The sequence below is a fragment of the Komagataeibacter melomenusus genome, assembly GCF_013155395.1.
Classification (GTDB): Bacteria; Pseudomonadota; Alphaproteobacteria; order Acetobacterales; family Acetobacteraceae; genus Komagataeibacter; species Komagataeibacter melomenusus.
This window is the reverse complement of record NZ_JABJWC010000004.1, coordinates 89,896-113,725: the sequence shown is the minus strand read 5'-3', so window position 1 is coordinate 113,725 and position 23,830 is coordinate 89,896. Positions and strand designations below refer to the sequence as shown.

The window sequence follows — 23,830 nt, the reverse complement described above, 5'->3', positions numbered from 1 at the left end:
AGGTCAGGTTTTCTGAAGCTTTTATGCTTCAGGGCACAGCCCTTACCGCATCATCCGAAAGGCGGTCCTGCTGCATATCGGGCGCGCCGATTTCCGGGCACATCCTGCGCTGCTCATGGCCGCGTATGACAGCCAGTTTCTGGCGCACCTGATCCAGATTGCGCTCGGTCGCATCCTCCCGGATCGGGTGGCCCGCAGGCGCAAGCGTTGCCCCTTTCATGATGCCGAAGCCCGGCACGGGGTCGAATTTGACAAAGAAGCCTTTCTCCGCCGGGGCCTTGTCCTGCGCTTCGGCCTGGGCCTCGCTGTGGCTGAGGGCGGCAAGCCGGTCCGACAGGCGCACATCCTCGGCCAGCAGGTGGCGGCAATCCAGTTTTTCGGGCGCGGGCGCGGCATGAGCAAGGCCCATACCCATGATCCCGGCCAGCAGGACGAAGCCATACGTGGCGTTTTGCTTGAGGGTCAGCATTCCGATCTCTCCCGGCGGCGGGTCAGTCCTGCCGCCTGATAAAATGACATGAACAGGCCAGCCGTTTTCAGTACTGGAACTGCATGCCCAGCAAAAAAGCCCCCACCGCGCGCGTGCCCATGGGCTTGTAGCGCACATAGTCAAACGTAAAGCGCAGGTTGTGGCCATCCATGACGTAATTGCCGCCCAGATCGAGCTGGGTGGTCTTGGGGTGGCCGGGGCCGTACATGTCCTTCCTGAAGCAGAACTGCTGGTAGCGCACCAGCGGCTGGAGGCGCCCCCAGCCCAGCCGGTAGGGAATGAGGTAGGCCGTGCTGGCCAGGAAGGCCGTGCCGTCATTCACCCCGCCCACATTGCCGTAATCACCCGAGCGCTGCCCGTAACCGGCTGCGATGTCCTTCACGCCGCCGGTATAATACTGGTAATATGCGCCCTCGAGCGTATAGACGCCGTATTTCGCGCCCTCGCCGATGCGCTTTTCAAACAGGCCATCAACATTCCACGCCTTGTAGTCACCCTTGTCCTGCGCCGTGCCCACGCCATCGGTTTCGTACTGGCCCGCAAGGCCAATGGCCAGGATGTCGGCCTTGCCGTAATAGGTACTGGCCGTGTAATAGGCGGGCGACGGTTCGGGGTCGAGGAAGTTGTATTCCATGCGTGCTGCAAAGAGCGGGTGCTCGCCATAATTCGAGCCGCCGCGCACCCAGTTATGCCCGCGATAGACCCCCGCCACGTAGCGGAAGCGATCCTTGAGCAGTTTGCCCCATACCGAGATGCCATCATCACGCCCCGACCAGGCACCCGGATACTGCGACACTATGGGAAAGGCATAGGTGCTGAGAAAGTAAGGACCATCAAGGTTCGAGCGGTCGCTTGGCGTGAGCATGCGCCCGCCCCAGATATTGAACGCCTTCCACCGCTCGACCTGCAGCACGCCATCGAGCACGTTCCAGTTGCCATCGCGCAGGCGCTCGAGGTTGAGCGTGGACTTGACGTATTTGTGGAACTGCGCGCCCATGTAGATACGCAGGTCACTGGCACTGGCCGCATCCTTGTTGCCGGGCATGGTGGTATCATGGCTCAGATACTGCGCGCGCACGCCAAGGCCGAGTGTAAAGAACTGGTCCTTGCCAAAATTGACCGTGGTGGCCGCGCGGGCATGGGGCATGCTGGCGCCAAGCGCCACGCAGGCCGACAGGATACTGCCGCAACGCAGCAGCTTCTTCTTCCGGCTCATCCTGAACCGGGACACAAGCGCAATCATGAACATCCCCTTGTGGCTGCGGTCACCGACCGGCGACAGGGAAACATTACGCAATTGCACCATCGGGGCGGCATGCGTGAAATTACTTATAATGGTCGTTTATGAGCTTATTCATGCCATCATAGAAGCATCGGGCACACGCACCCGATGGGCGCTACAGCCACATGGATATAAAAAATGCCGCCTTTTTAAAAAAGGCGGCACCCAGGAAGTTTTATTATTTCAAAGCAATAGTTGTTACAGGCCGCCCTGCTCGATGATGAAGCGGGCGATGTCTTCCACCCCCTCGCCTGCGCGGATATTGGCGAACACAAAGGGCCGCTGCCCGCGCATGCGCCTGCTGTCGCGGTCCATGACCCCAAGGTCGGCACCCACATGCGGCGCAAGGTCGATCTTGTTGATGACCAGCAGGTCACTGCGCGTAATGCCGGGGCCACCCTTGCGGGGGATCTTGTCGCCTGCCGAGACATCAATGACATAGATGGTCAGGTCAGCCAGTTCGGGGCTGAAGGTGGCGGCCAGGTTGTCGCCCCCGCTTTCCACCAGCACCAGGTCCAGCCCGGCAAAGCGCTCCGTCATCTCCGCAATGCCGGCAAGATTGATGCTGGCATCCTCGCGTATGGCCGTGTGCGGGCAGCCGCCGGTCTCGATGCCCATGATGCGCTCGGGCGGGAGCGAGCCCGCGCGGGTCAGGAACTCCGCATCCTCACGCGTGTAGATGTCGTTGGTGATGGCGGCGATATTGTATTCATTACGAAAGCGGCGGCACAGCGCATCCATCAGTGCCGTCTTGCCCGTGCCCACCGGGCCGCCAATGCCCACGCGCAGCGGGCCGTGCTTTGCCTTTGTCATGTCCTGAACAACCTCGTTTCCTGGGTTTCGTGATGCATGGCGGCGAGGTCGGCGGCAAAACACGCCCCGCCCACATCGTCCAGCGTCTGGCGCGCAGCCTGCGTTGCCGCCTGCGCCAGCACGGATTCAAGCCGGGCCAGCGCGTGCAGCCCGTCGGTCTGGCCCAGCGGCACCAGCCGCACGGCAGCCGATACAAGGGCCGCCACCGCCGCATACCCGCCCGAGAGCACGGCCTGCGGGGCAGCAACGCCCCCACGGCGGAACACCAGCCCCTGCACCACCGGCAGCGGCCAGCGCGTGCCTGCCAGCGCTGCCCTGGGCGGCACGACATCCCACACTGCTGCCGCGCGCAAAAAGGCCTCGCCCTGATACACCGTCTCCTCATACCGCTCGCGTGAGGAGGCGGATGCGCAGGCGAAGCTTGCAATCTCGCGCAGGCGGGCCTCATCATGCCCCGCCTGCCATGCCGCATGCGCAATGATCAGGTCATTGCCAATACTGCCATGGCGCAGCAACGCGCCAACCCATGCGCACAGGCTGGCCACATCCTGCACGTCACCGCGCTCGACCGCCCATTCCAGCCCGTGGCTGTAGGCATAGCCGCCCGTGGGGAAAGCGGGCGACACCCATGAGAGCAGCCGCAGGAAGTCGTGCCCGGCCAGGCCCGCAGGTTCAGTCATGCGCGTGGGCGTGGCCGCCATGCGCATGCGGATGGGCATGGTCGTGATGGTGCTCATGGCCGTGCGCCGCGCCGCGTCCGGCATAGGCCCCGCTTTCGGGGTCGAAGGCCGCTCTGACACGACGCACATGCCCGCCCAGCCCCGTAATCATGTCGGCAATGACATGGTCATGGCGCACAAGGATGCGCCCGGCCCCAATGGCGGCAGGCAGGTGTCGGTTGCCCAGATGCCATGCCAGCCGCAGCAGGTGCAGCGCGTCATGGGCGGTGACTTCCATCAGGTCTTCAGGCAGGGCTTCCACGCGGATGATGCGGCCATCATCAAGCACCAGCCCATCGCCATCGGCCAGCAGGCGCGCGTGTTCAAGTTCAAGCCGCACGCGCGCGCCCGAGCGCAGGGTGAGCATCATGCGCCTGCGGTGGCGGCCTTCGTAATCGGCGGCGAACACATCGGCGGCCCTGGCCACGGGCCAGCTTCCCGCTGGCAGGATTTGGGTTACATGCGTCATCAGAACAGGAAATACCTCTGGGCCATGGGCAGGATATCGGCGGGTTCGCACGTCAGCAGCACGCCATCGGCCCGCACCTCATAGGTTTCGGGGTCTACCTCGATATGCGGCATGGCATCGTTATGGATCATGCTGCGCTTGCCAATGCCGCCGCGCGTGTCCGATACGGCGGAAAGGTTCTTGCACAAGCCCAGCCTGCGGCCGATGTCATCTTCCAACGCTGCCTTTGACACGAAGGTGAGGCTGGTATGGGTCCGCGCCCCGCCATAGCCGCCAAACATCATGCGGCCATGCACCGGCTGCGGCGTGGGGATGGAGGCGTTGGGGTCGCCCATCATGGCATAGGCAATGGCCCCGCCCTTGATGACCAGATCGGGCTTGACGCCAAAGAACGCAGGCTCCCACAACACCAGATCGGCCAGCTTGCCCACCGCGATCGACCCCACCTCATGCGACAGGCCATGGGCGATGGCGGGGTTGATGGTGTATTTGGCGATGTAGCGCCTGACGCGATTGTTGTCGGCTGCGCCATCACCGGGCAGGGGGCCGCGCTGCGCTTTCATTTTATGGGCCGTCTGCCATGTGCGCAGCGCCACCTCGCCCACCCGACCCATGGCCTGGCTGTCGGATGACATCATGGACAGCACGCCCATGTCGTGAAAAATGTCCTCCGCCGCAATGGTCTCGCGCCGGATGCGGCTTTCGGCAAAAGCAATGTCCTCGGGCACCCTGGGGTCGAGGTGATGGCAGACCATGAGCATGTCCAGATGCTCATCGAGCGTGTTGCGCGTATAGGGTCGCGTGGGGTTGGTGGAGGACGGCAGCACGTTGGGCAGCCCCGCCACCCGGATGATGTCGGGCGCATGCCCGCCGCCCGCGCCCTCGGTATGAAAGGCATGGATGGTGCGGCCTTCAAAGGCTGCGATCGTGTCCTCCACGAAGCCGCTTTCGTTAAGCGTGTCGGTATGGATCATGACCTGCACGTCCATCCGGTCGGCAACACCGAGGCAGCAATCGATGGCGGCCGGGGTCGAGCCCCAGTCCTCATGCAGTTTCAGGCAGCTTGCGCCTGCGCGCACCATTTCCTCCAGCGCCTCGGGGCACGCGGCATTGCCCTTGCCCGCGAAGGCGAGGTTGACTGGAAAGGCATCAGCCGCCTGCAGCATGCGCGCAAGGTGCCACGGCCCCGGCGTGCAGGTGGTGGCCGCCGTGCCCGTGGCAGGCCCGGTGCCGCCGCCAAGCATGGTGGTGATGCCCGAGGCCAGCGCCTCCTCGATCTGCTGGGGGCAGATGAAATGGATGTGGCTGTCAATGCCGCCCGCGGTCAGGATCTTGCCCTCGCCCGCGATGATTTCCGTGCCCGGCCCGATGACAATGTCCACGCCGGGCTGGATATCGGGGTTGCCTGCCTTGCCAATGGCGGCAATCCGCCCGTCACGCAGCGCCACATCCGCCTTGACGATGCCCCAGTGGTCGATGATCAGCGCATTGGTGATGACGGTATCCGCCGCTCCCTGCGCGCGCGTGGCCTGTGACTGGCCCATGCCATCACGGATGGTCTTGCCGCCGCCAAAGCGCACTTCCTCGCCGTAGATGGTGAAGTCCTTTTCCACCACCACAAGCAGGTTGGTATCGGCCAGCCGCACGCGGTCGCCGGTGGTGGGGCCGAACTGGCCTGCGTAATCATGCCGGGTCAGGCGCGTCATTGGTCCACACTCCCCATTACATCGCCCCGGAAGCCGATCACGCGACGCAGGCCGCGCAGCGGCACCAGCGTCACGTCACGCTCCTGCCCCGGCTCGAAGCGCACCGCCCCGCCCGATGGCACATCAAGCCGCCAGCCCAGCGCCTGCGCGCGGTCAAAATGCAAGGCCGGATTGACCTCGGCAAAATGATAATGGCTGCCCACCTGCACGGGGCGGTCGCCGGTATTGGTCACGCGCAGGGTGCGCCGGGGCTGGCCTGCGTTGAGGGTGATTTCGCCCTCATCGGTCAGGATTTCGCCCGGCACCGCGCCTTCGGGCAGGGGGTCAGCGTATCGGGTCATGGACTGTCACCAGTTTCGTGCCATCGGGAAAGGTCGCCTCGACCTGAACATCATGGATCATCTCGGCCACGCCGGGCATGACCTGCGCGCGGGTCAGCACATGGCCGCCACTGGCCATAAGCTCGGCCACACTCAGCCCGTCGCGCGCGCCTTCGACCACATGGTCGGTAATCAGGGCCACGGCCTCGGGGTAGTTCAGCCGCACGCCACGCTCCAGCCTGCGGCGGGCCACGATAGCGGCCATGGCAATGAGCAGCTTGTCCTTTTCCCTTGGTGTCAGCTTCATGTCGTGCTCCGCCTCCTTGCCTGCCTGTGCTGTATCATGACCGCCATGTAGAGGGCATGGGCCGCCCCGCCCGCAATGCCGGCAGGATATGCCGCAGCGCCCCCTCAAGCGCCCAGCCACCGGCACCCACGCCGCGCACCACCAGCATGCCGTTCCATGCCGAGGCGGCAAAGCCCGCGCATTGCGGTGCCGCCAGCAGGGTGCGCACCGGGGCCAGCAGGTCCATCGCCTGCGGGCTGGCCAGCACCAGTGTCGCCACTGCGCCCTGCCCTGCGGCCACGGCAGGCCGGGCCAACAGGGCGGTGACATCGGTGCTTTCCAGCCGCAGCATGTCTTCGAGCAGCAGGTCGCCCGCGCGCCTTATGGTCAGGCGGTCGCGCACATGCAGGCTGGCAAGTTGCTCGCCTGCGCCAATGCGGCCAAATATCCGGCTCTCGAGAAACAGGAAGGTGGAAGACTGCGCCATCTCCACCACCATGTGGCGGCGCAGGCGGCTGCCATCAAAAAAGATCGTGCCATGCGGCAGCCATTCCAGCCGCGCTCCGGCGCTAATATGGCAGGCAACCGTCATCTCCGCCGGACCATCTTCAGGGCGGGCGCGGTAGATCCGCTCGGCCGCCTGCGATGTGACCAGCAGGTCCGTGCCGGGGCCACAGGCCAGGCGCCCGGTTATGCGATCCCCCGCCGCAATGCCGCCGGATATATTGACCGTGGCGGCTTCCAGCCCATTGCCCTGCACGCGGGGAAACAGCAGACGGCAGCAGCCTGCCTGCACCAGGTCGGCCATGCGGGTGCGGGAGCCATCGGCTCTGACTTCCAGCCCGAACTGCCCCCTTGCGCGCTGGAGAAGGGTTGTTCCCGCGTTCATTTCCGTCCTGACAGCATCGGGGCCATCGTAGCAGCCGGGTGGGGCATGTCCATTGCGTAGAATTACGTAATCACCCCCATGCTACCATGAGCATGCATCAGGCGACCTGAACGGATCAGTGTCGCTGGTTGGCGCCTTAAGATTCCGGCCCCTACTGGCCAGCAGGCTGCGTGGCCTGCACCAGTTGGCCAAAGCGCGTCATGTCCACGTTCCCGCCTGATACCAGCACGCCAATGCGCCTGCCCTGCCACCGGGGCGCTGCGGCAAGGGCGGCTGCCACGCCAAGGCAGCCGGTCGGCTCGACAACAATTTTCATCCGCTCGGCGACAAGCCGCATCGTGGCGACAAGGGCCGCGTCATCGACCGTGACAATATCGCGCAGATATTTTTGCATGAGGGCAAAGGTCAGGGGTGAGAGGGCGGTTGTCTGCGCGCCATCGGCCAAGGTACGGGGCACCGGAATCTGCACGATATGCCCTGCCGCCAATGACTGGCGCGCATCATCGCCCGCTGCCGGTTCCACGCCAATCACCGCGCAGTCCGGTGCCACCGTACTGGCAACAAGCGCGCAGCCCGAGGCCAGCCCGCCGCCTCCAACGGGCACGAACAGCGCATCAAGCGGGCCGGTTTCCTCAAACAGTTCCAGTGCGGCGGTGCCCTGGCCGGCGATGATGTCGGGATGGTCGAAGGGTGGCAGCACCGTGGCGCCACGCTCATTGGCAATGGCGGTGGCGATGGCCTGCCGGTCCTGCGTGTAACGGTCATAGAGCACCACTTCAGCGCCATAGCCCCGTGTGGCGGCCAATTTCATGGCCGGGGCATCCTCGGGCATGACGATGGTGGCGGGTATGCCCGCATCCTGCGCGGCACTGGCCACGGCCTGGGCATGATTGCCCGATGAAAACGCCACCACCCCACGCTGCCTGACGGCCTGCGGCAGGGCTGCGATGGCATTTGTGGCCCCCCGGAACTTGAAAGCACCCACGCGCTGGAAATTCTCGGCCTTGAAGAACAGCGTCGTGCCGCTGGCACTATTGAAATACCGCGATGTCAGGACCGGCGTGCGGTGCGCCCGCCCCTTGATCCGCGCTGCCGCCGCGACCACATCTGCAAATACCGGTAATGCGTGCATCGCCCCTTTTCCCCCAACGTGGCAAGGCCATCAGCATGGCCCGGTTTTGTCGCGGCGGCTAGGGGCGATGTCAGAACGACCGCCCCCATCACATGACGGGAGCGATCTGTGCCTGAGGGCTCAGGGCGTGTGAACGAGTTTACGGTTGAGGAATTCCTCAATGCCGAATTCCGACAGTTCACGGCCATAGCCGGAGTTCTTGATGCCGCCAAACGGCAGGTCGGGCGCCGTGCCGGTCACGCTGTTGATGAAGACCATGCCCGTATCGATCCGGGCGGCCACGCGGCGGCCGCGTTCCACATCGCTGGTCTGGATGGAGCCACCAAGGCCGTAAGGCGAATCATTGGCCAGCGCCACGGCTTCATCCTCGCTGCCCACCGCGTAGATGATGGCGACAGGGCCAAAGATTTCCTGATAGAAGATGGGGTTGTCCCTGGTCACGTTGGTCAGGATCGCGGCCTTCATGAAGAAGCCCTCGCGCTCGATGCGCTTGCCGCCCACAACAAGGCTCGCCCCGTGCGCCACGGCCTTTTCCACCTGGGCTACGGCATGTTCCATCGCCACCTGGCTGCTCATCGGGCCGTGGGTCACGCCCTGCTCGAGCGGGTCGCCGTATTTGAAGTCATTGATCGCGACCTTCAGGCGCGCGGTGAATTCCTCAACGAGCGACTTGTGCACGATCATGCGCTTGGCTGCCGTGCAGACCTGGCCGTTATTGGACATGCGCGCCTGCACCGCAAGCGGGATGACCGTGTCGAGATCGGCATCATCAAGCACGATGAAGGCATCCGACCCGCCGAGTTCCATCGTGCTTTTCTTGAGCGCGCGGCCTGCCTGGCCCGCCACGGCGCTGCCGGCGCGTTCGCTGCCGGTCAGGGCGACGCCGCGGATTTCGGGGCGTTCGATCAGCTTTTCCGACTGGTCATTGGTGATGAACAGGTTGGTGTAGGCCCCTGCGGGCGCGCCTGCCTCACGGAACAGCGCCTCGAACGCCTCGGCGCATTGCGGCACGCCCGGCGCATGCTTGACCATGACGACATTGCCCGCCATCAGGTTGGGGGCGGCCACGCGGGCAAGCTGGTAGTAGGGGAAGTTCCACGGCTCCACGCAGTAGATGATGCCCAGCGGCTCGCTGGTGACACTGGCATGACCCTGCGACACCGGCAGTTCGCGCGGGGCAAGGAAAGTCTCGGCCTTCTCGGCATAATAGGCCAGGATGTCGGCCGAGAGCGAGACCTCGGCAATGGCCTCGGGCAGGATCTTGCCCATTTCGATGGAAATCAGGCGCGCATGCTTTTCCTTGTCGCGGCGCAGGATCTCGGCAGCCTTGAGCATGATGTCACGGCGCTGGGCAATGGTGCGGCGGCGCCAGTCGCTCTCCCAGAACTTATGGGCGGTTTCGAGCCGGGCCAGCATTTCCCTGTCATCATGCAGGTCAAAGACCTTTTCCGTCTGGCCGGTGGCAGGATTAATGGTGCGATAGGGACTCATCTCGTCATATCCTTAACAAGGGGCGGGCCGGATGGCGTTATGGGCAGGCAAGGTTGGTGTTGTGTAAACGTGCCAACGGATTGCCGCTCTCTGGTTGAAGATTGCGCCATGGCCTGCGTGTCGATGCAATACTCCCCGTATCGTGACTATATTCCGCCGTAGCGTGTCAATGTCCGCACCCGACAGGGCAGCCCTGCGCTCACGCTGCGGTGGGCCGGTCGGAATGGCTGGTTTCAGGGGGCCGGGCGGGCGCTTGCAGGCTGTGCGGCATGGGGCATGCATCACAAGAGTTTGAAGGTGGGGCCGGGAGCAGCGCCTCCCCCCCAACCCACATGATACGTGATTGCCGCGAAAGGATATTATGTACCGTCGTGCCTGATGGGTGCAGCCATGCAGGATGACACCGGCACGCAAACCCTGCCCTGCTGATGGATCAGACGAAGCATGGCCTCTGGTTGTCCTGCATCTGGCCCTGATGCGTGAGGATGCGGGACACAACGGCCTCACGTATTGACGATATCCCCGCCGGGCGCCGAGAGATCGGCATCCGGGGGCCAGATACGGCTTTGGCGTCTGCACGCTGCGTCCGCTACCTGGGCACATGCCAGAACATCTGCGCCCTATCGCCTGCTGGCGAACCGTATGACAGAAGCCGTATGCCTGAGGGGGTGCTCCCCCCGAACCGCATCGGTCAGACGTCTGTATTCGGCCTTGGGGCGGCGGCGATGGCGGCAGAGAGATTGATGCCAGCCTTGCGGCCCGCTTCCAATATCTCTGCATCCGGCAGGGTGCCGACCTGGGCCATCGCCCATAACTGCGCGGCCCGTGTGCCAGAACGGCAATATCCAAGCACAGGCCCGGGCATACGTCTGAGCGCCATGCGCATGCTGGCCACGGCATCGCCATCGGGCAGATGCCCCGCCTGCACTGGAATGGCTGTAAAATCGAGACCCAGGCAAAAGGCGGCCTGTTCAATCTCCTTGCCTGGCACATGATCCCCCTGCTCACCATCCGGGCGGGCACACAGGATACTTTTAAACCCGTCAGCAGCAGCCTTGTTGATATCGGATACAGTCAACTGCGGTGCAATAGAGAACATGGGCGTAAGGGCACGGGCCAAATCATTCACGGAACAGATCCTTATTTTTGCATGAAGAAATAGATACGCAGGCATTCACGCCATTTTTAATACATTTGCCTGTCGTTTATTTTCATTTCGGCTTTCGGATACCAGTTGCGTAGCCTGTAGCCAGGCCCCGTGGTCCGGACAGAAGGTTCATGGTGCACCTGCATGGCATTATCGGATATCACCTTTCAGTCTCGTTTTTTGTTACATAAATATATTAATCGTTTAAATGTTAGTTCCTGCATCACCCATCGTCAAGGATGCTATTGCGCGTTGATATCAGCGACACGCCCTGGATTTCAGCACCCTCCACCGGGCCAGGCATGCGCACATCCGATGGACCACGCAGCTCGCTGAAAGATACCCCCGCATCCCGCCTGCCTTACGCATATCTATATAATTAATAGACTGTTTTTATGATATAATTTTCGTTTCATGCATCATATCCAACGCGGATTATTCCACGACCAGAAGGCGTTCTCTGGCGCCCCCATCAGACAACGCCTCCCACCCGCCACCAAGATTGATCGGCCTGCCCGATGTCTTTTTTAAAGAAGACCGATCTTATCCTTCTTGACATCTAACAGTTACATAATTAACTTAATAATATATTCATAAATTATGTAAGTGTCTGCCGGGATACAGGCAGGCGCATGGTGTGAAAGTGGTTATGGTCTCTCCCGGCAACAGAACGCTCATGGGGTTTACGCGGCGTATCGGCCTCTGGCTTGGTGCGGCTGTCGTGCTTGGTGGGGCGGCAGCGGTCATGCTGGTGCTGCAACTGGCAGTTCTGGCGCGTATCGTGTCGGACCTTGCGTTCCATGGCCACGTCATTGCCGATGCATATGCCGGACTGGCAATGCTGCTTGCCCTGCTGGCCTTGCGCGCGCTGCTGCAATGGGCTGCCGACATGGTGGCGAATGAAGGCAGCCTGCGGCTGAGCGCGGCCATACGTGGCGAACTGCTGCGCCACCTGTTCCGTGTCGGCCCGGTTGGCCTGGCCGGGCAGGCGACGGGCCAGATGGTGACCGTGCTGGGCGACGGGATTGCAGCGCTGGAACCCTATTTTGCGCAGTACGTGCCGCGCGCCGCCATGATGGTGGTCCTGCCGCTGCTGGTGCTGGGCATGGTCTTGCACCTGGATGGGTGGAGCTTTGTCATCCTTGCCTGCACGGGGCCGCTTGTTCCCGTCTTCATGGCGCTGGTGGGGTATCGTGCGCAGGCGATCATGGACCAGCAGTGGATGCAGCTCCTGCTGCTGGGCGCGGCCTTTCTCGATACAGTGCAGGGGCTGACCACGCTGCGGCTGTTCGGTCGCGCGCGTGATGCGGTGACCGCCGTGGCGGGCATGGCCGATGAATACCGCACCACCACCATGTCGGTCATGAAAGTGGCGTTCCTGACATCCGCCGTGCTGGAATTCTTTGCCAGCCTGTCCATCGCGCTGGTGGCGGTCGTGTTTGGCGCGCGCCTGCTGGACGGGAAGGCCGATTTCCAGTCGGCCTTTCTGGTTTTGCTGCTGGCGCCAGAATATTTCATGCCGCTGCGTGCCTTCTCGGCCAGCTATCATGCCCGCCAGAATGCAACAGCGGCCATGGCGGGCATCAGCCAGCTTTTCTCCCTGCCCGAAACGGCTGAGCTGCCCGGTGCACAAGCGCGCACTGCCGGTGCACCGCTGGTGTCCATAAGCTGTGCGGATGTCACGGCTGGCTATCAGGCGGGTGCGCCCGTGCTGTCGCACGTGGGCTGCACGTTCACACGCAGTGCGCTGACGGTTGTAACGGGTGAAAGCGGCGTGGGCAAAACCACCCTGATCCGGCTGCTTCTGGGGCTGCTGCGCCCCATGCAGGGGCATGTCACGGCCACGGATGAGTGTGGCGTGTTGCATGGCCACTGGCAGGACAGGATTGGCTGGGTGCCCCAGCAGCCACGGCTGATCCATGGCACCATTGCCGAAAACCTGCGCCTGGCCAACCCGATGGCGGATCTGGACAGCCTGCGCGCCGCAGCGGCACAGGCTGATGCCCTGTCCTTTATCGAGGCGCTGCCGCAGGGGTTCGATACAATGGTGGGTGAGCGCGGTGCGGGCCTGTCGGGCGGGCAGGTGCAGCGCCTGGCATTGGCGCGCGTGCTGCTGCGCAACCCGCAGGTGCTGATTCTGGATGAACCCACCGCCAACCTCGACCCGCAGGGTGAACAGCGTGTCGTCGCGGCCATTGCGCGCGCGGCGGTGGGGCGGATCTGTATTGTGGTGGCCCACCGGCCAGCCATGATCGCACAGGCAGCACAGGTTGTATGCCTGCGCGACGGGCAGGTTTTTTGCAGCCCGCACACCGCGGAGCGCGCGGCATGAGCATGCTGGCCCGCATCATCGGCCTCATGCGGCCTGTGCGGTGGCAGATGGCGCTGGGGCTTGCCCTGTCGGTCGCGGCGTCGCTGGCCAATTTCGGGCTGCTGTTCCTGTCGGGCTGGCTGCTGGCGGCGGCTGCCGTGGCCGGGCTGGGCGGGATTGCCGCACGCAACGCCTTCAACCTGTTCCTGCCTGCTGTTGGCGTGCGGTTTTTTGCCACCATGCGTATTCTGGCCCGTTATCTGGAGCGGCTGGTCACGCATGATGCGACACTGCGCCTGATCGGGCGGGTGCGGGCGTGGAGTTTCGAACGCCTTGCCCCACAGGCCCCTGCCATACTGGCGCGGCAGCGCAGTGGCGACATGATGTTCCGCTTTGTGGCGGATACGGACCAGATGGGGCAGTTCTATCTGGAAGTGCTGCTGCCCATCGCCAGCGCCGCCATCTGCTGCGTGGTGATCGTGGCGGTCATGGGGGCGTTCTCCCTTCCCGCAGCCCTTGTGCTGGCCGGGGGGCTGGCAGTGTGCGGTGGCGTGCTGCCGGGCGTGGCCGGTGTATTATCCGCACGTGCCATGCGCCGCATCAGCCACCAGCAGGATGCCCTGCATGCGGACCTGACCGAGGTGCTTCAGGGCATGGGCGAGTTCATGTTCCTCGGTGCCGCACGGACCGTGCAGGCACGGATTGCCGGGCGCGAAGCCGATATCCGTCATGCACGCCGGCGCGTGGCCCTGATTGAAGGGGGCGCGCGGAGTGCGATGACCATCATCACCATGATGAGCGCGGCAGGCGTCCTGGCCATGGCGGACAGGGCCTATCGCACCGGCGCGCTGCCTGCCGCCTGCCTGCCCATGCTGGCGCTCGGTGGCCTGGCCGCGTTTGATGTGCTCACCCCCCTGCCCGCTGCATGGCAGTTGCTGGGCCAGGTGCGTGTGGCGGCAGGCCGGATCTTTGCCCTGTGCGATACACTGCCCTGCGTGCCTGCGCCCGCAAGGCCGCGCACTCCCGCAGCGCCATTTGACCTGTCGCTGCGCAATATTGGCCTGCGCTATACGGGGGCACGGCGCTGGGTGCTGCGTCATGCCGATCTGTCGGTAAGACAGGGGGAACGTGTGGCGATTGTCGGGCCGTCTGGCACGGGCAAGAGCACGCTGGTGAACCTGCTGTTCCGTTTTTATGATTATCAGGAAGGCACGGCCTGCTTTGGCGGCGTGGACCTGAAGGATGTCGATGCGGACATCATGGCCCGGCACATCGGCGTGGTGGCGCAGGACTTTCACCTGTTCGTGGGCAGTATCCGCCGCAACCTGGCCATTGCCTGCCCCTCCGCCACGGAGCAGGCGATGTGGCACGCCCTGCAGGTCGCGCAGCTCACGGCTTTCGTGCGCGCGGAACCCGCCGGTCTGGATACCCTGATCGGCGAAGGTGGCGTGCGCCTTTCCGGCGGCCAGGCGCGACGGCTGGCCATGGCCCAGGCCATCCTGCGCGCTCCGCAATGGCTTATCCTTGATGAGCCGACCGAGGGGCTGGATGCGGATACCGAGCGCAGCCTGATGGCCGCGCTGCTGCAGGTCCTGCCAGCACGGACAACCATCCTGTGCATTACCCATAATCCTGCCGTGGCGGCACGGATGGACCGGGTGGTGCGTGTCGAGGGGGGCCGGTTTCATGAGGCCGGGAGGGTGCAATGACCCGACGATGACCTGACACCCGGAAAATCCCCTCACGACCATACCGAAATCAGGAGACCTGACGGTGGAATTCATTAACCCCGATGTCGTCGATCTGTCGCGCTTCCAGTTTGCGCTGACGGCATTGTACCATTTCATGTTCGTGCCGCTTACGCTGGGCCTGACATTCATGCTGGCGGCCATGGAGACGGTGTACGTCGTCACCGGCCGGCAGATCTACAGGGACATGGCCCAGTTCTGGGGCAAGCTGTTCGGCATCAACTTCGCCATTGGTGTGGCCACCGGCATCACCATGGAGTTCGAATTCGGCACCAACTGGTCCATGTATTCCCACTTTTTTGGGGATATGTTCGGCACGCCGCTGGCGATTGAAGGGCTGATGGCCTTCTTCATGGAGTCCACCTTCGTCGGGCTCATGTTCTTTGGCTGGGACCGGCTGAGCAAACAGGCGCATCTGGCCATTACCTATCTGGTGGCCCTTGGCTCCAACCTGTCGGCGCTGTGGATCCTGATCGCCAATGCCGGGATGAACATGCCCGAGGGCGCGCATTTTGATCCCGAAACCATGCGCATGCAGTTCGAAAGCTTTGTCGATCTGGTCTTCAACCCCGATGCGCAGGCCAAGTTCGTGCATACTTCGGTTGCGGGCTATGTATCGGCTGCCATGTTTGTCATGGGCATCAGCGCCTTTTACCTGCTGCGCGGGCAGCACCGGCAGTTTGCCGCGCGTTCGTTCCGCATGGCCGCGCTGTTCGGCATTATTTCCACCGTGGCGGTCATCACGCTGGGCGATGTGCTGGGGCGGCTGGATTATGAGAAGCAGCCGACCAAGATCGCCGCGATCGAAGGCCTGTGGCACACCAGCAACCCGCCGTTCGAGCCGTGGATCGTCGCCGCCCTGCCCGATGACGCAAGGCAGGAAAATCACTACGAGATTGGCGTGCCGCTGGTCCTGACCCCGCTGATCACCCACACATTCAACCAGCCCATTACCGGCATGCATGAACTGGAGGACGAGGCAGGCCCGCGCATCCGTTCAGGGATCGATGCGGTGGCGGCACTGCGCCGCTATGGCGTGACCCACAGCAGCATGGACCTTGCGCAGTTCACCGCGCATGAGCAGGACATGGGCTACGGGCTGCTGGCCACCCGCCATGCCCCGGGTCAGGATGTAACGGCCATTCCGGCAGACCAGATCGATGATGTGGTCAGGGCGACACAGCCCGATATCCTGCCCAACGTGTTCGTCACGTTCTGGTCTTTCCGGCTGATGGTGTTCCTGTCGCTGTGGTTCTTCGCGCTGTTTGCCATTTCGGCCTATCTCAGCCTCAAGCGCAGGCTTGAGCGCAGCCGCCTGCTGCTGAAACTGTGCATGTGGTCGATCCCGCTACCGATCCTGGCGACCGAGTTCGGCTGGATCACCGCGGAAGCAGGCCGCCAGCCCTGGACCGTGTTTGGCTGGCTGCCCACCTTCCTTTCGGCCTCCAGCCATGGCGTGTCCTACATGGTGTTCTCGCTGATCGGCTTCGTGCTGCTCTACAGCGTGTTCATCGCGGCTGAACTGTACCTCATGTTCAAGTTTGCCCGCCTTGGCCCCGAGCATGACAGCATGGAACCGCACGCACCGGCTGCGCCCGGGGCATCCGCCTTTGACATGCGCCCCATGGCATCCTGACAGAGGAAACGGTGAAATGGAACTTTACGCGATACTGAAAGTCGTCTGGGCCGCAGTGCTGGGTGTGCTGTTCATCGGCCTGGGCACCATGGTTGGCATGGATATGGGCGTGGGCACGCTGCTGCGCTTTGTCGGCCGCAACGATGGGGAGCGGCGCACGGCGCTGAATATCATCGGCCCCCACTGGGATGGCAACCAGGTGTGGTTCATTCTGGGGGGCGGCGCGATTTTCGCGGCCTTCCCCACGCTGTACGGCACATCCTTCTCGGCCTTTTACGTGGTCATGATCACCCTGCTGTTCAGCATGATCCTGCGGCCGGTGGCGTTTGAATACCGCTCCAAGGCGGACAGCACGCTGTGGCGGGCAAGCTGGGACTGGGTCTTCCTGGTGTCAGGTTTCGTGCCGATGTTCATCTACGGCGCGGCGTTCGGCAACGTGCTGGAAGGAGTGGGCTACCATTTTGGCTGGACGGGGCAGTATTATCAGGATGAATCCTTCCTGTCCTACCTGCTCAACCCGTTTGCCATCCTGTGTGGCCTGATGTCCGTGGGGCTGAGCCTCTATCAGGGCGGGGCGATGCTCATGCTGCGGGCGGATGACCCGATCTGGTCGCGCGCCCGGCGTTATGCCATGGGCGGCGGCCTGGTTGCGGCCAGCCTGTTCGTAATGGGTGGCATATGGGTGCAGTTCCTGCCCGGTTTTGTCATGACCGCGCCCGTCAACCCCGCCATGCCCGCCAACCCGCTGCACGGGCAGTCGGTCGCAATGGTTGCAGGCGGCTGGATGCATAACTTCCACGCCCATCCCGCCCTGTGGCTGCTGCCGCTTGGGGGGCTGGGCTGCATGCTGGCGGGCGTGGGCATGCTGGCGACTGGCCGCGCGGTTGCGGGCTGGTGGCTGGGGCTGGGGGCATGGGCTGGCACCATCACCACGGTTGGCTGCGCCATGTTCCCCTTCCTGATGCCGTCCTCGACCGCGCCGGACCAGAGCCTGACGGTATGGAACAGCACCGCCAGTGAATATGGCCTGGGCTGCATGCTGGTGGTGGCGGGCCTCTTCGTGCCGATCATCCTGTCCTATACATCGTGGTGTTATTACGTCATGCGCGGGAAGGTCCATACCGCCGATGTCGTGAACGATACCCATAGCTACTGATTGCGAGGTCGTGATGACAAAACTTCTGCGCCTGGCCGGTCTAGCCGTCGTTCTGGTCGTGTCCCTGCTGTTTGCCGTGTTCGTGGGGGATCAGGGGCCGTGGTATTTCGCATGGGTGATCGGCACGGTCATGATCATCCTGATTTCCGGGGCTGGCGCGATCATGCTTGATGCCCAGTCCGGTGTTTCAGCCGATGGGGAGATCTGACCATGATGGGGGATCTTGAACGCATCATCTTCTTTATTCCGATGGTTTACATGGGGCTTTACCTGATTGCCTACCGCTGCGGACGGCGCTGGTTCCCATGACAGGAATGGCGGTGGGTCTTTCTTCATCTCACGCCCGCCGCCATATCACGGCATCACCCTGCCGATGATACGAAGCACGCCACCCGGATAGCCACGGGTGGCGTGTCTTGTTTTAGGGGCTGCGCAGGCAAGCATTGTTATAAAAACCTGCCAGGGCCGGACATGAGCGCACAGGGTACGGATCTGCGCGGGCTTGATATCGCCCAGCCGGTCCTTGATGATATGCGGAGGCCTGTCTGCCGTTTTGGCTTGATCTTGCATACCAGCGCGCATGCTCGACTGGCATTGCTTTGGCAACGTAATCACCATGAGGCAGGATTAAAGTCCGGCGGCCCAACGGACGGCCTGTTTCATGACCGAAACATGCGGGCAGACAATTCTGAAATACTTTTCAGCGTTTCTGATGCCTTACTGAATACCAGAAAAAACTGGCCGGAAACCAGCAATTATATGTTCCAAAATCGGAATCAACTTATCAGTGATAACTGATTTTGAAATTATTCCGATTTTTCCATATGGCTGCTTTTCAATTGGCATTATGGCTTGTATGCAAGATCGATACCAGAACGATCAAATCCTGATAGACCATTTTGTGTTCAAGAAAAGCCGCCAGCCCCGCAGGGACTGGCAGGCTGTAGAGTAGTAACGTGATGCTTTTCTGCCGATCGCTGTTTTTCCAGATTGTCGTGGCGAGCGTGCTGGGTGTCGCGCTGGGCGTTGCGGCACCCGACATGGCGGCATCGCTCAAACCCCTGAGCGACCTGTTCCTGAAGCTGATCACCATGCTGATGGCCCCGCTTGTCTTCTGCGTGGTGGTGCAGGGCATTGCCGGGGCGGGCAATCTGCGCACGGTCGGGCGGATTGGCCTGAAGGCCTTGGTCTATTTTGAAGCCATGACAGGCATTGCCCTGCTCCTTGGCGTGCTGGCGGCAGCGTTATGCCAGCCCGGCGCGGGCATGCATGTCAGCGCGGATGCGCAGATGCAGGGCCCGGCCAGCACGTTTGGCGAGAGTGCCGCGGCCCTGCGCCATGACGGGCTGGTGGGCTTCATGCTGCACCTCGTGCCTGCCAATCCGCTCGGCGCGTTCGTCCATAACGACGTGCTGCAGGTCCTGGTCTTTGCCATACTGTTTGGCTGCGGGCTGTCCATGGCCGGGCCGCAGGGAAAACCGGCAGCGGCGCTGATCAACTCTGTTGCCGCCGTTCTGTTCCGCATCATGGGTCTTGTCATCCGGGTCGCACCGATCGGGGTACTGGGGGCGATTGCCTATACGGTGGGGCATTTCGGCATACGCTCGCTGGGGCAACTCGGGGTGTTTGTCGGGCTGTATTTCGTGCTGGTCGCCCTGTTTGTCCTTGTCGTGCTGGGCGTCCTGCTGCGCCTGTGCGGGTTGGGCATCTTTTCCTTCATATGGTACCTGCGTGCGGAACTGGCAGTCGTGCTGGCCACCACGTCGTCAGATGCGGTGCTGCCGCAGATCATGGAAAAGCTCACTGCCATCGGCGTCCAGCGCGAGGTCGTGGGACTGGTCATCCCGGCAGGATATTCTTTCAATCTTGATGCGCTCTCCATCTATCTCGGCCTTGCGGTGCTGTTTGTGGCACAGGCATCTGGCGTTCACCTGACATGGGCGCAGATGGCGCTGGTTATAGGAACGGCCCTTGTCACGTCAAAGGGCGCGCATGGCGTGCCCGGGATCGCCATTGTCATCCTGGCCGCGACACTGGCTGTCGTGCCGGAAATTCCGCCCACAGGGCTGGTGCTGCTGGTTGCAGTGGACTGGTTCATCGGGATAGCCCGCGCGCTGGGCAATGTCATGGGCAACTGTGTCGCGACCATTGTTGTCGCGAAATGGGAAGGCCAGCTTGATGCCACTGCTGCACGACGCGCCATGCAGCGAGCCAGCATGCGCACATCTTAATAAATCAACAATACCAGACAGATATCCTTCTTTATGCTGTTCGTAAAATCACGACCGGGACTTGCAGCATCGGTTTCCTGTATTGCGATCATGCCGGTCTCGTCCCTGTCTGCCGCAATGCCGCTGGCGGTGCACAAAGCCGCCCGACCCCATGGTCGCCCCCATCCGGACCGGGTGCGCAGAAGGTCCATGCGGGGGGACGGAAGATATCGCAAGCTACGGGCGCAACCGCGTGGAAGGTTTCATATCCGGCCCGATATCACGTTCGGTAATAACGGAGATGGGGATCATCGGGCCGAGGACGGCGGCAGGGTCTTTGCGACGAGGCAGATGACGGGCATCCGGCAGGGCTGGCAGCAGGATGTGGGCACCTGATGATCGCCCGTCTGGCCCTCCGTCAGTAGCATGGCAATGGCGCGCCGTGTTTTTTCAAAAAGAAGGCTGGGCCAGATGCGCGCAGGCCAGTTCAGCCAGTTGCGCCTGCGGGGCATTGACATCCAGCACCATGACCACTTCTTCATGCATGTCCGGTTCTTCCAGCGTGGCGAACTGACTGTCGAGCATGGCGACCGGCATAAAGTGGCCGGTTCGCTGGGACAGGCGGGGCATGATGTCCTCCCTGCTGCCTTTAAGGTAGACAAAGCAGACATCCGCGCTGTCGCCGCCAATCTGCCTGCGGTAACTGCGCTTGAGCGACGAGCACGTCACGATGCCACACTGGCCTGCATCGCGCCATGACTGTATCCGCCCGGCAATAAGATCAAGCCATGGCGCGCGATCCGTATCGGTCAACGGAATGCCATTGCTCATGCGGGCAATATTGGCAGGGGGGTGCAGGTCGTCCCCTTCGATAAGGGACCAGCCCAGCCGTTCGGCCATGAGTTGGGCAAGTGTACTCTTGCCACAACCCGACACGCCCATAACAATCAGCACGCATGGTCGCCCCGCCTCACCAAATCTGTGCGAGAGTGAAACCATATCCTGTCCCATGTCATACATTGCATATCCTACCGAATATCATCATGAGAAAACGATCGGCCCGGGTCTGTCATGACCGGCAACGACACGACACATAGCCGCATCTGGCCCGACCGGTCTTCAAGGCACCCTATCCTGACAAAAATGGGGCGCATAAATCCAGTAAAATGGATAACATAATTTCATTGCCGCCTGATGAATTTCATTAACAAAACAATATTAAAATTTATATTCCTTATAGATGAATTTTATCCAGAACAGAGACGATCCTCTACCTGGCTATAGAATCTGTATCTGCGACTTGAACCCCACGAACTCCACGTTCCTCAGGTTTTTCTGTGCGTTAGGATGGAAATAGATCTGGAAGTCTGGCGCAAACACCACGCCGCGCATGACATGAATCTGGTAGTTCGTCTCAAATACGGTTTCGTGCCCCTGTACACCCGTAGCATGATTGGGCGCCGTTTTAACGGGGACCATGCTGAGGTCCAGCATATCCGTATCTGAAACGCCGGGGGCAATCTTTACATAGGTCATGACAACACCCAACGAATCATAGGGCCGACTTCTGATAAAACCACGGTCCACAAATGCCACATATGTTTCGTAATTGCGCAGCGATGTGCGCGGATCATTATAGATAACCCCGGTCATTGCCGTCAGCCCGCCTTCGGCATTGGAGTAGGAATGGCGAAGAAGCTTCTGGTCAATTTCAAACCATGTGCTCCATGTCTGCTGATGATTGCGGGCCGTTCTGCCAGAAAGGGCATAAGGTCGGCCTTGAACATCATAGTAATTGTCAGGATTGGGGGCGGAGATCACCTGGCCGCCAATCTTGTAATGTCCCGGCAGTTTATGCTGGCGGCCCAACAGGGGCTCCCAACCCAGTTCAATCGGCGCGAGTTGCCCTACAATATTGGATGAATTGAAATGAAACCCGGTCCTGTGCTGGCTGTTCGCATAAATTCCACGTTCGGCAAAATAGACACCGGCCTGTATGTAAATGTAGCGCGATGGACGGCCACGCACACGAAAGCCCCACTCTCCAGCCGGGTAGGACGTAATATACTGATTGTCGATCGCCGCCTTGGGCCGTCCGCAAAAACCGTTGTTCTGAAAATTGCAGAAAAGCGAACTGGCGCTGAATTCACTCATTTCGGTCAACCTTCCCCCGGCAATACTGACGCGGCCACCAAGCAGGTTTTCTTCCCCATAGGCCGTAACCAGATGAACGACAACATTGCCCCCTCCCCCATATATTTCCGATGAGTGTGCAAGCCAGTCTCCCATCATGCGGTTGGCAGTCGTACCATAGCGACTGGTAAAAAGCGTATGGGTGGCAAACCCTTTAAGGCCGATCATTTTTTCCCAATTGATATGAAGGGCGGTATTCATCTGCCCCGCGTTACTTGACCCCTGCCTGTAATTCGGATGGCCGGGCGTTGGGGCTGAAATGGCGGCCGTGTATTCATTTGTGTTATCCATAGTCAATGCAATGCCACGCGTGCGCAGCCATGACGTCATGCCGAATGGGTCCGTAAACAGGGCTTCCGGCCGGGAAAATGGCGGGACCACAGGCCCGTTTGACGGATGGGCCATGAGTGGGGTCGCCACACGGAGCCTGGCGTCACTGTTGGAGTTATCCTGAAAAGTCTGCGCTGCTGCCTGACCGCACAGAAGCATACCCGCGATGATAACGATGATCCGGGCTTTTGTTCCGGAAACCTGTTTTGGACGACAGAATGTTATAATAACTGTCAAGAACGCACGCATCCATCCTGTTCCCGCTGGATTTATTTTTCCCTGAACAAATATTCATTTCCTGAATAGTTGTTCAGGATATTTCGGAAATGAGAGATGCCTGAATCCGCCCTGCTAGCAGGGATGTCTTCAGTATGTGGTGGATACGCCCGGTTGCGGGCGTATCTCACACCAGCAGTACGTCGGTTCAGATCACGGCGGTCAGCAATGACTCATCCGCAAAATGGGCCGCAAGATTTTTGACAACCAGTTCTCCCATGGCCAGCCGCGTTTCCACGGTTGCGCTGGCACGATGGGGCTGCAGCACCGCACGCTCACAATGGCGCAGCGCCGCGGGCACGTCGGGTTCATGCTCGAACACATCCAGCGCCGCGCCCCCCAGTTTTCCCGCATCGAGCACCTGTACCAGCGCCTGTTCATCCACCACCGATCCGCGCGCGACATTGACCAGAAAACCATCAGGCCCCAGTGCTTCCATCACCTCCCGGTTGACCAGATGCCGTGATCCCGCACCACCCGATGCCGCGATGACCAGAATGTCGCTCTTCCGCGCCAACGCCGGCAGATCTGGCACGAAAGCATAATCCTCCAGTTCGAAATCCCGCAGGTCGGTATAGGATACAGGCATGGCAAAAGCCTGGGCGCGATGCGCAATCGCCCGCCCCACCCGGCCCATACCTATGATCCCGAGCTTTTTGCCGGTAACCTTGCGCCCGAGCGGCAGGGCGGGTTTATGCCCCCATGCTCCGTCGCGAACATACCGGTCCCCTGCGGGCAGCCCGCGCAGAAGCGACAGGACAAGCCCCATGGCCATATCCGCCACATCATCGGTCAGGACACCCGGCGTGGTGGTGACATGGATATTGCGCTGCCGGGCTTTCTTCAGGTCCACGGCATCCGTACCGATGCCGTTTATGGCAATGATCTCAAGGGCGGGCAGGCTGTCCATGACGGCTTCAGGCACGCCGGTCGCGCCCCCTGTTGCAATGGCGCGTATCCTGCCCGCGCTCTCCTTCAACTGTGCAACCGAGGTGAAACGATGCACGGTATAAGCAGCATCGAGCTGTTTCTCGATTTCGGGCATCATGGGTTCAATCAGCAGGATTTCGGGTTTCATGATTTCATGTTTCCAGTTCAGGCAAAATGGGCACTTACGCTGCCGATAGCGGGAATTCGGGCGGGTGGACCGGCTTTTCCATCCCGCACGGACCGCAGCAGGTGCGTGACCTCAGGCCGGGCCAGGGTTTTCATACCTGCACCGTCCA

The 23,830-nt window shown here is 61.7% G+C and carries 22 protein-coding genes; 7 read left to right on the top strand and 15 right to left on the bottom strand.

What is annotated here, in order from left to right; translation table 11 throughout:
• Positions 1–28: 28 nt before the first annotated feature.
• From HNW77_RS03015 to HNW77_RS02960, 12 genes are all read right to left on the bottom strand, one after another.
• Positions 29–469 (bottom strand): hypothetical protein, encoded by a 441-nt coding sequence (locus HNW77_RS03015; protein ID WP_172155249.1) that lies wholly within the window; start codon positions 467–469, stop codon positions 29–31.
• Between the two features lie 67 nt (positions 470–536).
• A complete protein-coding gene (locus tag HNW77_RS03010) occupies positions 537–1,487 on the bottom strand; it encodes a porin (RefSeq protein WP_172155319.1) in 951 nt (316 codons plus the stop codon).
• 483 nt (positions 1,488–1,970) lie between these two features.
• The gene (ureG, locus tag HNW77_RS03005; RefSeq protein ID WP_172155247.1) at positions 1,971–2,585 is read right to left on the bottom strand and encodes an urease accessory protein UreG; all 615 of its coding nucleotides are present in this window, start codon (positions 2,583–2,585) and stop codon (positions 1,971–1,973) included.
• On the bottom strand, positions 2,582–3,247 hold the full coding sequence (locus HNW77_RS03000) for an urease accessory protein UreF (protein WP_241694260.1): 666 nt from the start codon (positions 3,245–3,247) through the stop codon (positions 2,582–2,584). Before HNW77_RS03000 ends, ureG begins: the two co-directional genes overlap by 4 nt.
• Before the next feature lie 10 nt (positions 3,248–3,257).
• Positions 3,258–3,773: an urease accessory protein UreE gene (locus HNW77_RS02995; protein WP_172155245.1), complete on the bottom strand. Its 516-nt coding sequence runs from the start codon at positions 3,771–3,773 to the stop codon at positions 3,258–3,260.
• Positions 3,773–5,479: an urease subunit alpha gene (ureC, locus tag HNW77_RS02990; RefSeq protein ID WP_172155243.1), complete on the bottom strand. Its 1,707-nt coding sequence runs from the start codon at positions 5,477–5,479 to the stop codon at positions 3,773–3,775. Before ureC ends, HNW77_RS02995 begins: the two co-directional genes overlap by 1 nt.
• Positions 5,476–5,820, bottom strand: a complete 345-nt coding sequence (locus tag HNW77_RS02985; protein WP_172155241.1) for an urease subunit beta — start codon at positions 5,818–5,820, stop codon at positions 5,476–5,478. The genes ureC and HNW77_RS02985 overlap by 4 nt, the downstream gene beginning before the upstream one ends.
• Positions 5,804–6,106, bottom strand: coding sequence for an urease subunit gamma (locus HNW77_RS02980; protein WP_078527481.1), 303 nt, complete (start codon positions 6,104–6,106; stop codon positions 5,804–5,806). The genes HNW77_RS02985 and HNW77_RS02980 overlap by 17 nt, the downstream gene beginning before the upstream one ends.
• 34 nt (positions 6,107–6,140) lie before the next feature.
• The gene (locus tag HNW77_RS02975) at positions 6,141–6,974 is read right to left on the bottom strand and encodes an urease accessory protein UreD (RefSeq protein ID WP_172155232.1); all 834 of its coding nucleotides are present in this window, start codon (positions 6,972–6,974) and stop codon (positions 6,141–6,143) included.
• 151 nt (positions 6,975–7,125) lie between these two features.
• On the bottom strand, positions 7,126–8,106 hold the full coding sequence (locus HNW77_RS02970; RefSeq protein WP_172155230.1) for a threo-3-hydroxy-L-aspartate ammonia-lyase: 981 nt from the start codon (positions 8,104–8,106) through the stop codon (positions 7,126–7,128).
• A 120-nt stretch (positions 8,107–8,226) separates the two neighbouring features.
• On the bottom strand, positions 8,227–9,597 hold the full coding sequence (locus HNW77_RS02965; RefSeq protein WP_172155228.1) for an NAD-dependent succinate-semialdehyde dehydrogenase: 1,371 nt from the start codon (positions 9,595–9,597) through the stop codon (positions 8,227–8,229).
• Between the two features lie 691 nt (positions 9,598–10,288).
• Positions 10,289–10,726, bottom strand: a complete 438-nt coding sequence (locus tag HNW77_RS02960; RefSeq protein WP_276592060.1) for a TIGR01244 family sulfur transferase — start codon at positions 10,724–10,726, stop codon at positions 10,289–10,291.
• Between the two features lie 655 nt (positions 10,727–11,381).
• Between HNW77_RS02960 and cydD the strand changes: the two genes are divergently transcribed.
• The 7 genes from cydD (at position 11,382) to HNW77_RS02925 (ending at position 19,826) form a co-directional block, all read left to right on the top strand.
• The gene (gene cydD / locus HNW77_RS02955) at positions 11,382–13,076 is read left to right on the top strand and encodes a thiol reductant ABC exporter subunit CydD (RefSeq protein WP_172155224.1); all 1,695 of its coding nucleotides are present in this window, start codon (positions 11,382–11,384) and stop codon (positions 13,074–13,076) included.
• Complete coding sequence (gene cydC / locus HNW77_RS02950; RefSeq protein ID WP_172155222.1) at positions 13,073–14,764, top strand: thiol reductant ABC exporter subunit CydC; 1,692 nt, start codon at positions 13,073–13,075, stop codon at positions 14,762–14,764. Before cydD ends, cydC begins: the two co-directional genes overlap by 4 nt.
• 64 nt (positions 14,765–14,828) lie before the next feature.
• Positions 14,829–16,439, top strand: a complete 1,611-nt coding sequence (locus tag HNW77_RS02945; protein WP_172155220.1) for a cytochrome ubiquinol oxidase subunit I — start codon at positions 14,829–14,831, stop codon at positions 16,437–16,439.
• A gap of 16 nt (positions 16,440–16,455) precedes the next feature.
• A complete protein-coding gene (gene cydB, locus HNW77_RS02940) occupies positions 16,456–17,595 on the top strand; it encodes a cytochrome d ubiquinol oxidase subunit II (RefSeq protein ID WP_172155218.1) in 1,140 nt (379 codons plus the stop codon).
• Positions 17,596–17,608: 13 nt separating this feature from the next.
• Positions 17,609–17,803, top strand: coding sequence for a hypothetical protein (locus HNW77_RS02935; RefSeq protein WP_172155315.1), 195 nt, complete (start codon positions 17,609–17,611; stop codon positions 17,801–17,803).
• 263 nt (positions 17,804–18,066) lie between these two features.
• Positions 18,067–18,393, top strand: a complete 327-nt coding sequence (locus HNW77_RS02930) for a hypothetical protein (RefSeq protein ID WP_172155216.1) — start codon at positions 18,067–18,069, stop codon at positions 18,391–18,393.
• A 161-nt stretch (positions 18,394–18,554) separates the two neighbouring features.
• Positions 18,555–19,826 (top strand): cation:dicarboxylate symporter family transporter, encoded by a 1,272-nt coding sequence (locus HNW77_RS02925; protein ID WP_172155313.1) that lies wholly within the window; start codon positions 18,555–18,557, stop codon positions 19,824–19,826.
• A 429-nt stretch (positions 19,827–20,255) separates the two neighbouring features.
• On the opposite strand, the gene HNW77_RS02920 is transcribed toward HNW77_RS02925, so the two are convergent.
• The 3 genes from HNW77_RS02920 to HNW77_RS02910 all read right to left on the bottom strand — a co-directional run bounded on the left by HNW77_RS02920 (position 20,256) and on the right by HNW77_RS02910 (position 23,682).
• Positions 20,256–20,825 (bottom strand): gluconokinase, encoded by a 570-nt coding sequence (locus HNW77_RS02920; protein ID WP_172155214.1) that lies wholly within the window; start codon positions 20,823–20,825, stop codon positions 20,256–20,258.
• 258 nt (positions 20,826–21,083) lie between these two features.
• A complete protein-coding gene (locus HNW77_RS02915) occupies positions 21,084–22,487 on the bottom strand; it encodes a carbohydrate porin (protein WP_456306032.1) in 1,404 nt (467 codons plus the stop codon).
• 265 nt (positions 22,488–22,752) lie between these two features.
• Entirely contained in the window at positions 22,753–23,682 is a 930-nt protein-coding gene (locus HNW77_RS02910) for a 2-hydroxyacid dehydrogenase (protein ID WP_172155212.1), read from the bottom strand.
• Between the last annotated feature and the right edge of the window lie 148 nt (positions 23,683–23,830).